General features: G+C 68.7%; 8 protein-coding genes. 3 read left to right on the top strand and 5 right to left on the bottom strand.

Features of this window, described 5'->3' with window-relative positions; genetic code table 11:
- Positions 1 to 91 precede the first annotated feature (91 nt).
- From ACZ50K_RS37305 to ACZ50K_RS37295, 3 genes are all read right to left on the bottom strand, one after another.
- Complete coding sequence (locus tag ACZ50K_RS37305) at positions 92 to 409, bottom strand: hypothetical protein (RefSeq protein WP_468911855.1); 318 nt, start codon at positions 407 to 409, stop codon at positions 92 to 94.
- Positions 410 to 493: 84 nt separating this feature from the next.
- Positions 494 to 1,591 (bottom strand): barstar family protein, encoded by a 1,098-nt coding sequence (locus tag ACZ50K_RS37300; protein ID WP_468911853.1) that lies wholly within the window; start codon positions 1,589 to 1,591, stop codon positions 494 to 496.
- 215 nt (positions 1,592 to 1,806) lie between these two features.
- Positions 1,807 to 1,980, bottom strand: a complete 174-nt coding sequence (locus ACZ50K_RS37295) for a CsbD family protein (protein WP_468911851.1) — start codon at positions 1,978 to 1,980, stop codon at positions 1,807 to 1,809.
- 206 nt (positions 1,981 to 2,186) lie between these two features.
- Between ACZ50K_RS37295 and tpg the strand changes: the two genes are divergently transcribed.
- On the top strand, positions 2,187 to 2,744 hold the full coding sequence (gene tpg, locus ACZ50K_RS37290) for a telomere-protecting terminal protein Tpg (RefSeq protein WP_468911848.1): 558 nt from the start codon (positions 2,187 to 2,189) through the stop codon (positions 2,742 to 2,744).
- Between the two features lie 1,285 nt (positions 2,745 to 4,029).
- Complete coding sequence (locus ACZ50K_RS37285; protein WP_468911846.1) at positions 4,030 to 5,919, top strand: tetratricopeptide repeat protein; 1,890 nt, start codon at positions 4,030 to 4,032, stop codon at positions 5,917 to 5,919.
- Positions 5,920 to 6,508: 589 nt separating this feature from the next.
- Here ACZ50K_RS37285 and ACZ50K_RS37280 read toward each other — a convergent pair.
- A complete protein-coding gene (locus tag ACZ50K_RS37280) occupies positions 6,509 to 6,802 on the bottom strand; it encodes a hypothetical protein (protein ID WP_468911844.1) in 294 nt (97 codons plus the stop codon).
- 699 nt (positions 6,803 to 7,501) lie between these two features.
- Between ACZ50K_RS37280 and ACZ50K_RS37275 the strand changes: the two genes are divergently transcribed.
- Positions 7,502 to 7,795, top strand: coding sequence for a hypothetical protein (locus ACZ50K_RS37275; RefSeq protein WP_468911841.1), 294 nt, complete (start codon positions 7,502 to 7,504; stop codon positions 7,793 to 7,795).
- 11 nt (positions 7,796 to 7,806) lie between these two features.
- Here the strand turns inward: ACZ50K_RS37275 and ACZ50K_RS37270 are convergent, their stop codons facing one another.
- Complete coding sequence (locus ACZ50K_RS37270) at positions 7,807 to 10,320, bottom strand: helicase associated domain-containing protein (RefSeq protein ID WP_468911838.1); 2,514 nt, start codon at positions 10,318 to 10,320, stop codon at positions 7,807 to 7,809.
- Positions 10,321 to 10,929 lie beyond the last annotated feature (609 nt).

Raw genomic sequence — 10,929 nt, 5'->3', positions numbered from 1 at the left:
ACCGGATCGCCCGCGACCTCACCCTTTGGATGGCCGCCCGCTACTTCCCCGGACGCCCCACCCAGCACACCAGCAACTTCTAAAACAGGCCCTAGATCTGTTGAGAGTTCGCCCCATCCGTGGCGATGGAACTGATGCGCCCGACCCACGAGTCCGGTGTCAAGGGGGACCAGACGATGCCGATCTCGATACCGTGGAGGGTACGGGTGAGATCCGCCAGCGGCGTGAAGACCGCCGCCTGCACATCCTCAAGGGCCGCGTCGGTGGGCATCGCGACCTTGCCGCATCCGCCACCCGAGTCGTCGGCGGTGAACGTGTAGGGCCACGCGTCCGGTCCTGACAGCAGGATGATCTCCCGCGGTATGTCGAACGGAGGCCGCTTCTTCTTCGCCCTGCCTCGTCTCGTCATGGCGCCATCCAACCCGACGGATCGCGAGATCAGAAATCAGTATGTCCAGGGTGGTATTCGCCGCGCAGATCCGCCAGCGCGAGCTCATGCCAGAGTGACATCCATGCCACCCTGGGCCAGGGCTTCGAGGACTGCGGAGAACAGGTCGTAAGAGTGGCCATCCGGTGTCAGGGTGTGGGACAGGTACTCGCGTGCGGTCGCGGCGTCTCGCCAAAGCAGTGTGGCGGGGGCGGTGTAGCCGAAGGTGCCGCGCAGGCAGTCGTCAAGCGCGGCGAGACAGTCGCCGAAGTAACCGCCCGCCCCGTTGATCGCCTCCCCGAGTGCCAGGTAGAGGGCTGCTTCGTCGGTGATGTGCCGGCCGTCGAGTTCGTAGCGGTGACCGGATGGCCGGTCGCAGTGGGTGCGCCGACAGGCCCGCTCTCGGACGAGGTCATGCCAGGCTCCGCGGCGGCGGGTATCGAGGCCGGCCCAGGCGTTCACGGCGTCCGGCGGCCCGGAGAGCCACCGCTCCCAGATGGGCCGGGCGTACTCGGGAACGGGTGTGAAGCCGCTTCCGTCGAGCTCCAGGTCGATCAGGTCTGCTCCGCAGGCGGACGGACGCCAGCCACGGACTGTTGCCCAGACCAGCCGATCAGTCAGTAGCTCACCTTCGGCGTCCCGTATCTTCAGAGCGGCCTCCTCCAGATCCAGCGCCCTCCGGGTGCCCTTCATCAGCGCCGCTCTCAGCTGATCACTCTGGGCGAGCCCCCGTAGGACCAGCGGGGGCGGCACCTGCTCGGGCGGCAGGACACGGGTGAACTCCCGGCAGGACCCCAGCCAGCGGTGCCCGTCGTGCACGCGAACGCGCCCTCTGTGCCCCTCGGGCGGACCTTCGTAGTCGTCCATGCCGGTGAGCAGCAGACTGTCCGTCCGGCGCAGTTGCCCCAGGCTCTCCGCGTCCTCCAGCAGCCAGGCATCGAGTGCCTCGTCGTCCGGCACCAGCCACACCCGGCTGCCCACCCAAACGGGCACGCCGGATTCCTCCGGAACCCAACCGAACAGCTCGTACGTCCCGCGCTGGGATTCCCCGAACAGTCCCTCCGCCTCGGCGCAGACGCCCCAGACATGGCCGTGCTCAGTCTCGGCCAGTGTGTACCGCGCGCTCACGCGCTCGTTCTCGTCCTCATGCACAGCGGAAATCATGCCCCGACCACATTCCGACGGCGGAGCCGGCCGTCGCTGGCCAGCTCCCCACGCGCTCGGTGTCCGCCAGAGCGGAACAAGCGCCGTAGGCCAGAGGGGTGGCCGGCCGGAAGGCGCGGCGCCCGTGGGGGCGGACATGGCCGGTGCCCCGACCCTGGGGGGAGGTGGGTCGGGGCACCGGATGTGGCCGCGGCGGACGGGCCGCGGGCAGGGGGTCAGCGGCGGAAGGTGTCCTTGACGTCTTCCTTGGCCTGACGGGCGTGGCCCTTGGCCTGGTCGGCCTGGCCGTCCGCCGTCATCCGCTCGTTGCCGACCATGCGGCCCATGGCCTCCTTGGCCTTGCCCTTGACCTGCTCGGCCTGCGCCTTGGTCTTCTGCGTGCCCGACATCGGGACCTCCTCGTGGTGTTACCGGATTGGTCGTGACCCCCTCCTGCTCGCGATCACGACGGGCAAACCCTCCGGACTCCCCGACCTGCCCCCGGGAACCGAACAGCCGCCTGGCCAGGCACTATCCGCGCATCCCGACAGCACCCGACCACCGCCGTAGGCGAGGATGAGGGGCGCCGGTCACGGCGTCGGACAGGGGGAGACGGATGGGCATCATCGGCGACAGCCTCGACCGGGCCGGGCAGCAGGCGTTCACCCGCCCGATCCCGAAATCCGCCGGCGCCCGCATGCGCTACCTGGTCAAGCAGCACGCCGGCTCCACCCGGCAGGTGGCCCAGCTGCTCGGCATCTCCCAGCGCACGGTCGAGCGGTACGTGAAAGACCAGATCCGCACCCCCAAACCGGACCTGGCGCAGCGGATGGAGCGGGAGGTCCGCCAGCGCTGGCAGCCCCACGTCCGCAAACGGGCCCGCCAGCGGGCCGCCGGACAGTCCGGGCTGGTGATCGAGACCCGCGCCCGATTCGGGTTCACCGCGGCTCCGGGGTCGACGGACGACGGCCGGATGCGGCGGATCACCCAGCACCTCCCGCCCGAGTACGCGGGCCGGCTGCTGTCCGCCCAGGACGCGGGCGCCTCCGAGGCGGATCTCCGGCGGATCGCCGCCGAGGGTCTGCAGGACGTCTACTTCCGCGACGGCGGCCGCCGCGCGGACGACCTGGTGGTGGAGTTCACCGACATCGACTACCTGGAGATCGACCTCTGACGGCCGGCCCCCTGGGGGGAAACTGAGGGGGAAGCTCACGGGGAACCTGAGGGGGAAACCGAGGGGGAAGCTGAGGGGGAAGCGACTTCGGGGAACGCTCGGCATCGTCCCTGCTCAGACCTCCTCTTCTTGCCGGTGAGTTTCCAGACTTATAGGTAGGAGGGGGGTGGGGTTGCGGGTCGTTGCACGGGGCTGGGGTTCGGCCGGGCCGGTAGGGCGCTCTGGTTCACCCGGTCCGGGGCATAGAGGCCGTGCGGCGCTGGTGTCGGGGGTGGGGGCGCTACGGTCGTTTCCATGTCGGTTTCGGGTGTGGTTCCGGATGTTGCGCCGCTGTGTGCGATCCCGTGGGGGGTCTGTCCCGATCACGGTCCCACTCTGGGTACCGGTGGGGGGAGGAGCTGGTGTTGCTTTCCCGGGTGTGGTCGGCGGTGGTCGTATGACCGGCTGGATCAGCCGTGTGCGGAGCTGGTGACGCACAGGGTCACGGGTACGGCGGGTGGTGTGATCACGGCGTGCGCGGTGCACGCGGCCGAGGCCGGCCAGTACATCGACGACGCCACCATCGAGCCGCTCACCGAGGAGTAGGCATCCGGGATCTCACGACGTGGATTCGCCTCCCGTAGGCGGGTGGTGGCTGGGATCCCTCTGGGGCCGCTCAATCTGTCCGGTTCATCCGACAGACAGGGAGTCATCCCGCAGTATGGAACCGTGTTGAAGCCGGGCTGCTGTCACCGATGCGCGGCTACGACAGGGGAGTTGGGGGGAAGAGATGAGCATGTCGAGGAAACAGCGGATCGTGGTGATGGTCGCCGCAGTGGTGGGCATCGGTTCGACCCCGGCCATCTGGCTGCTCGACGGCCCGGGTACCGCGGGGATCGTGGGTGCGTCGATTCAGGCCGCCACGGGGGTCGCTGCGCTGGTGTGGGCCTGGGCCCAGTCCCGGGCTGCTTCACCGGACGCAGGAGGAGACACCGCAACGCAGACCGGACGAGCAGATGCCAGCAGCGGAGGGCAGGCGCATACCGGCGTACGACGTCGTGGAGCCGGCCCTGGTACAGCCCGGGTTCAGGGAACCGGCGACGCCATCGCGCGTGGACCGGGCAGCAGGGCTGGGACCGGTATCGATTACACCGACTAGCGTGCCCACGCCAGGAGAGCGAATGCCGGGTACCTCATGATGTGGCGTCCAAGGAAACAGCTTCCGTCCCCTCCGCAGGACGATGCCGCAGCCTCCTCCGTCAGCGACAGTGGTGACGCCATCGCGTCGGCCGCGGGGGCGGTCGCGGTGAGCGGTCATGTAGGTCATCTGACGATCGCCCAGGCCGTCGCGCAAGGGCCCGTCCAGTGGCCCCTCCGCTTGGGAGCAGTTCCCGCTCTGGCATCGGCATTCCAGCAGCGACCCGAGGTCCGCAACACGATCGAACAAGCCGCCGCCGGCCATACCGCGGTGGTACTGACTCAGGTCCTGTCCGGCGGGGGCGGCGTCGGAAAGACCCAGCTCGCCTCCGCGTACGCCCATCAGGCCTTGGCCGACGGCATCGACCTGGTTGTCTGGGTCGACGCCAGCGAAACGGACCAGGTGATCGCTCGCTACGCGGTCGCCGCTCACGTGATCGATGTCCCGAATGCCCTGGCGGGCCAGACCGGAGAGCAGGACGCCAAAGCGTTTCTCCAGTGGCTGGCAACCACCAAACGGTCCTGGCTCGTCATCCTCGACGACATCACCGACCCCGACGCGATGCACTCGTGGTGGCCACCATCCTCTGCATGGGGCTCCGGCCGGGTGGTGGCCACCACCCGCCGCCAGGATGCTGTCCTGTCGGGCAACGGTCGCGCGGTCGTAGATATCAACACCTACAGCTCACAAGAAGCCGACACCTACCTACGCGCCCGCCTCAAATCGGCCCGTGCGGAACACCTGATTGACTCGCGGACCCAGCCGCTGGCCGAGGCCCTCGGCTTTCTGCCCCTGGCGCTGTCTCACGCCGCCGCCTACATGATCAACGAGGACGTGCCCTGCACGGACTACCTCCGCCTCTTCAACGACAGCGCTGCGAAACTGGATGATCTGTTTCCCCGCCACGCAGACACGGAGGGCTACGGACGGCAGGTGGCAGCCGCCCTGCTCCTCTCACTGGACGTAGCCCAGGAATGCGAACCCGTAGGCCTCGCGATCCCGGCGCTGCGCCTCGCCGCGGTTCTCGATCCTGCCGGCCACCCCCGGGAGCTCTGGGGCGAGAAGGCAGTCATCGACTACCTCAACGCCCACCGGCGGACGACGACGTCGCCCGATAGCCCTACCCCGGTCGACAGGGCTCAGGCCAAAGCGGCGTTGAGGCTCCTGCACAGATACGGTCTGCTCACCGACGATGCGCAGGCCGGCTTCCGCGCGGTGAAGCTGCACGCCCTGACGGCACGCGCTGCTCGTGAACACACACCGAGTGCCGAACAACGAGAGATCGTGAAGACAGCGGCTGAAGCACTCACAGAGCTATGGCACACGAACGTGGAAAGGGCTGTGCTGCATACGAATGTCGACAGCCTGGACGGATTCGCAGGGGATGTGCTGTGGGAGGTGGACGGTCACCATCTGCTCCTATGGGTAGGCCGCAGTTTGCGCTCCCGGGGCCTCGCCACCGCCGCGGTTCCGTACTGGCAGCGAGTATCGGACACAAGTGAACGGATCCTCGGCCGGACTGACCGCAAGACCGTCATAGCCCGACGTGAGCTGGCTTCGGCCTACCTGGGGGCACATCGCACCAAGGATGCCTTTGCCGTGTTTCAGGAGGACTACGCCTACGAAACCGAGGTACTGGCTGAATCCATCCGTAGGGCGCGTGAGGCCCCGCGCACGAAGCCGGAACTCTTCAAGAAAATGACTGCTGCAGACTTGCTGGGTTTGATGGAAGACACCCTTGCGCTTCGCGAGCGGATTCTTGGCCCATCTGACCCCTCGACCTTGTCCTGTCGGGTGAGGCTCAGCATCGCCTACTGGGATGCAGGTAGGAAATCCCAGGCTATCAACATGCTGAAACTGGTCCTAGATCACCAGAACAAGAATTTGGGCGTTCACCATCCCGACTCCATCGCGACGACCCAGCTCCTGCGCGAATGGCGAGGGCAAAGAAGAGGGCAGTGGTGGAAATCGCTTCGGCAAGCACCTGACCGTCCATAGCAGGCGGCGTTGAAAAGCGTCACGCCCGCACTCGATCCCGAGTTCGGCGAGAGCGGCCGGCTGGCCGGCGGAGCTGCTGTTGTTTTCCCGGGTGTGGTCGGCCGTGGTCGTATGACCGGCTGGATCAGCCGTGTGCGGAGCTGATGACGCACCGGGTCACGGATACGGCGGGCGGTGTGATCACGGCGTGCGCGGTGCACGCCGCCGAGGCCGGCCAGTACACCGACGACGCCACCATCGAGCCGCTCGCCAGGTAGCGGTAGGCGCCCGGAGGCCAGTTGAGGGCGCCGCTGAGGGGCGGGGGCCGGGCCCGGGGGAGGAAGTCGGGGCCCGGCGCCCCGGGAGCCGGGGGACGGCTCGGTGCATCGGCATGTGCACGGCTCCGGCGGAAGCCGCGGTGCCCGCCCACCGGCAGCCCGTCTCGCGGGTCAAGGGGACAGGCCGCGCACGGTGACGGCATACCTGCTCGGACGCCGGGGGGAGGGGGCTGGGGCTGGTGACCGGGTTTTCGTCGACGAAAGCCCGGTTGCCCCTGCAGCGCACAGTTCCTCAGCGCGGCGGCTTGTTCTTGCGGGGCGTTCTGGTGATGTCAGTCGGACCGGACCACAGAGAATTCCGAACAGTCGTAAAATGTTCCTGCGACGCCCAGCCTGCCACTGATCTTGGTTGGACGGCTCTCTTCGACAGGCGCTGTGAGGTCGAGCATGGCATAGCCATCGGGTTGTTGAATCCATTCCGTTGCCTTTAGTTCGAGCACCTCGCTGTCCAACCTTCCGTACATGCGAAACGAACCTTTGGGTACACCGGGGTTTCCGGGATGTGGGCCGAAATTGAAGACGGCCGTCAGGGCCTTGTCCTGGGAAGGGGTGATGGTCAGGTTCAACCGGGTTGGGTTGGAGCTGCAGCCGTATTGCCCCTGCCACGCTCCGATCACGCCGATCGGCGTAGGTGACGGTGTGGCACTGGTTCCTGATGTCTCATCGGTTCGACCGGGACGGTCGGCCGTGGGGGCAGTCGTAGGTGTCGGTGATGTTGGCGGACCGCTGATGGATGCCGAGTGCCCTGGTTCGTTCTGCCTTGCCGTGGTCGCCCACAAGGTCGCTGCGGTCCCCAGGACCGGAATAAGTATGCCTATCACCCACCAGGCCCATGGCGGCGGGACGTTCGACGTGGAGCGTGATGATGGGGGTTGTATGTCCGGGTCAGTACCATCTGGAACCGAGCTTGTCGGCAAGTCTCTTCTGCTCCCCTTGTGTCAGCGAACCTGTACGGCCTCATCGTCGTACATAACCCTGCGCCCGCTCACCCCCTTGCGTACCCTGGCTACTTGCGGACTGACCTACCCCTTGGGGCACCCGCACCGGACTGTGAACACCGAGTGTCATCGACGTAGGCGTACCGTCCCCGCTCCCATGCTCGCCGGCGAGCTGTTCTGCGAAGCGCTCGCCGAGGCCGCGCAGTCCGCGGCGATCGCGATGCGTTGCAGTTGGCCCGCCAGCTCGTCCTGCTTCAGCGGGCCGGCGTCGACATTACGGCTTTCCTGCCTCAGCTCGGCACGGTCGCTTCGACCGTTCAGCGGGCCGTGGAGGTGAACTCGGCGACCATCAGGGCCGCGGGCACCGACTGGTGGGCCGACCAGCTCCGCGCGACGATGCCCGAAGGGATGGTCCGCGACGCGATCCTGGCCTCCCCGGCCTGGCCCGACATGGCCGCCGCCATGGACCGCCTCCACAACCAGGGCGTGGACGTGACCCGCCTGCTCAACGACGCGCACGCGGCGGGGGTCGGCGTCGACCAGGCGGTGGCCGCCGTGGCGCCCTCGGTGGAAGTCCAGCGGCACGCCGCCCGCGAGGCGGGCACGGCACCCGGCGCCTGACCCCGACCCGGTCACCGGGCCCACTCCACCCCGAGCTCGGCGAGCGCGGCCAGCTGCTCGGCGGTCAGTCGGTCGCGGCGTTGTTTCTGGTTGACGATCCACACGCCGGTGCGGTGCGGTCCGTCCGGCAGCTCCTCGACGTGGTTGCGGCCCGGAAGGCCGCCGCCCTCCCGTTCCTGGTACTGGGCAAGGGCCTGTACGCCCTTGTCGAAGGCACTCCCGCCCCGCTCACCCGCAGCTGCCCGCCCGGCCGCTGCGGCGCTCTGGCGAGGCTGTGGGGCGGCCTTGACCCCGAGTTCGGCAAGGCGCCGCTGCTGCTCCTCGGTCAGCCGGCCGAAGGTCTGGCGCTGGGTGGCCAGCCACCGGCCGATGTCCTCCCCGTGGCGGGTCACCCCCGGTCGGACCGCGGCCAGCCGCACTCCTTCAGCGAACATCTGCGCGAGGTAGGAGTAGTGGCGCTGCCAGTCGACGGTCCACCCCAGCGCCCCGGGGTTCCAGTCCGGGTCGATGGCGGCCAGCGCGGCCTCCCTCCGGCCCGCCCGCCCGGGATCCTTGCCCAGCCCGCCGGGGCGGCGGAGGTTGGTGAGCCACTGCCCGACCGGCCGGTCCAGGGTGGTCGCGTGCCGGGGAGCGGCGAGGGTGCCGTGCAGCTGGAAGTAGGCGCGGGCGGCGGCGAGGTTCTCGGCGAAGGCGGCATCGGCGGTGTCCCACACGATCCCCAGCCCCTCCAGTTCGGCGGCCCGCTCCCCGGTCATGGTCCCGGCCCGGAAGTCCTGACGCTGGTCCGACAGCCACCGCCCCAGCGGGTAGGAGCCCTCGGTGTGCCCGTAGGGGACTTCGAGGTGCTGCTCCCGTTCCCGGTAGCGGAACGCTGCTTCGATCCCGCGCTTCCAGTCCTCCCGCTCGGTGTTGAAGACCGCGAACTTGATCCATTTCGCGATGAGGGCGGGGTCCCGGGGGGCCGCGAACCGCAGCAGCAGCCGGGCCTCCTCCTCCCCTTCGGCGGGGGCAGGACCGAGGATCGGCGACGGCTGAACGTCCCGCTTCTGCTCCTCCTGCGGAATAGCCAGCAGCTCAACAGCACGTTCATCATGCGCCCGAAGCCCATTCAAAACCCGAATGAGCGGCCCATACGACTTCGACGTGAGAATATCCTCCGGCGCCTCCTCCTGCTTCAGGAAGATCGGCACGATCAAGGTAGCCATCTTCCCCTGACCGGGCTTCTGGCGCAGCGCCCGACCGATGGCCTGGACGATATCCACGGCGGACCCCTTCGGGTCGATCAGGGCCACACTGTCCACACTCCTGATATCAACCCCTTCCCCCAGAACCCGGCAATTCGAAAGGACAGCACGCCCGGCCCGGCGCCCGAAGTCCGCGATGATGTCTGCCCGGTGCTCGGCCTGGTGCTCCCCGCGCAGCCACCCCGCCCACACCGTGGCGGGGTGCCGCTCCGGATCCACGGCATGCAGCCGGCGGGCCACCTTGGGCAGGCCCTCGGCGAAGGCCTCCGCCTCCACGGTGCGATGGTGGAAGGTGATGGTCGTCTTCAGGTCGTGGGCGGCCATGGTCTCCAGGAGCGCGGTCTGGACGGCGGCCAGCCGCTCCCCGCGCAGTTGCTCCTCCCACCGCTCTTCGCTGTAGAGCCGGGCGGGGGTCACGACTGGGTCGACCAATTCGGCAACTACTACCTGATATCGCGCCAAAAGCCCCCGGGCGATGCTGTCGGCCAGGGACAGCTCATAGACGACGGGTCCGAAGATCTTCGGGTCGTCCATGGAGCAGGCCATGTCCTTGGGGAGCGGGTCCACCCGGCGCAGCGGCACGTACGGCTGACCCCCCTCTTGAGCCTTCAGCTTCCGTGCTTCCTCCTCCGCACGCCGCCGCTCGGTCTCGGCCTGCTGCTCCGCCCGGGTCCGGGGTGGCCGCTCGGCCCAGATCCGGGGGGTGGCGGTCATGTAGAGGCGTCGGGCGGCCGGGATGATCTGCTGTCGGTGGACGTCGCCCCAGGCTTTCCCGGCGGATCCGGAGGTGCGGTGAGCTTCATCGACGACCACCAGGTCGAAGGGATCCATGGGGATCCCGTACTCCCCCCGGTGCGCCTCGGCGATCACGGGCAGGGACGCGTAGGTCGCGTAGACGGTCACCGGCCCCCGCCCGTGCCACAGCCCCAGCTGCGGAGCCGACGTCGTGGTTCGCACGCCCAGCCCGTACAACTGGGCGTGGTCCTCCAAGGAGCAGACCGCGACCGCCGGCCCGGTGTGGCCGGCCGTACGCCACTCCCCGGCGGTCTGGGTGAGCAGGTCCAGGGTGGGGAGCAGGACCAGGACCCGGCCGTGCCGGGCCAGCCGGAGCGCTGCGGCCGCGGCCATGAAGGTTTTCCCGGTCCCGCACGCGGCCACCACCGTGGCCCGCAGGCCGTTTTTCGGAATTCTCTTTCCCGGCGGGAGTTCCAGCCCTCGGACAATCGCCTCAACGGCCTCTTCCTGATGCGGCCGGAGAGTGATTGATGCGGTCTCCTGCACGAGAATCCTCCATCGAGTCGAAGAACATGAACGGGGGCCAGTGGTGGTTTTCGCGGGATTCCACACAACATCCGAATACTGGCCGAGGGGACGGAGCGAGCGGAATCATCAGGTAGGTGGTGTCCAACTTGGCGTTATGCTACACAGGTACATCATGTTGATGTATGGTGACTCTACCGCGTTGGCCCGGCCCGCTTGGCAGGTTCGGAAGATGCCCCGCCCGTTCGGGTCGATCCGCCGGCCCGGCCCATCGAGCGGACCCGAGCCACCTCCCTCTGCTGCTTGCCGGACCGCGGAGCGGTCCTCAGGTCCTGGAGGCGGAGCCGGAAGGGCCCGGGGTGGGAGCGGAGCGGACGCCCCTCGGGCCGTAGGCCCGTGACCCCGTGAAACGGGGTCAGCTGGTGGGGAGCGGAGCGGACCTCCAGCAGGGCCAGGCCGAAGGCGTGGCCCCGGCCCGAAGGGGCCGGCAGTGGCCCGGCTTCGCTGGGCCTGCTGGGCGGAGCCCAGCGCCCGAAGCGGAGCGCAGGGCAGGCCCCGAAGGGGCCCGCTCCCGCGCAGCGGGAGCGCGTCTGTCCTCAGCGCGCAGCGCTGAGGGACCCGCTCCGCGGG

This window comes from Streptomyces sp. NPDC033845, from assembly GCF_055576225.1.
This window is presented reverse-complemented; position numbering and strand designations above follow the sequence as displayed.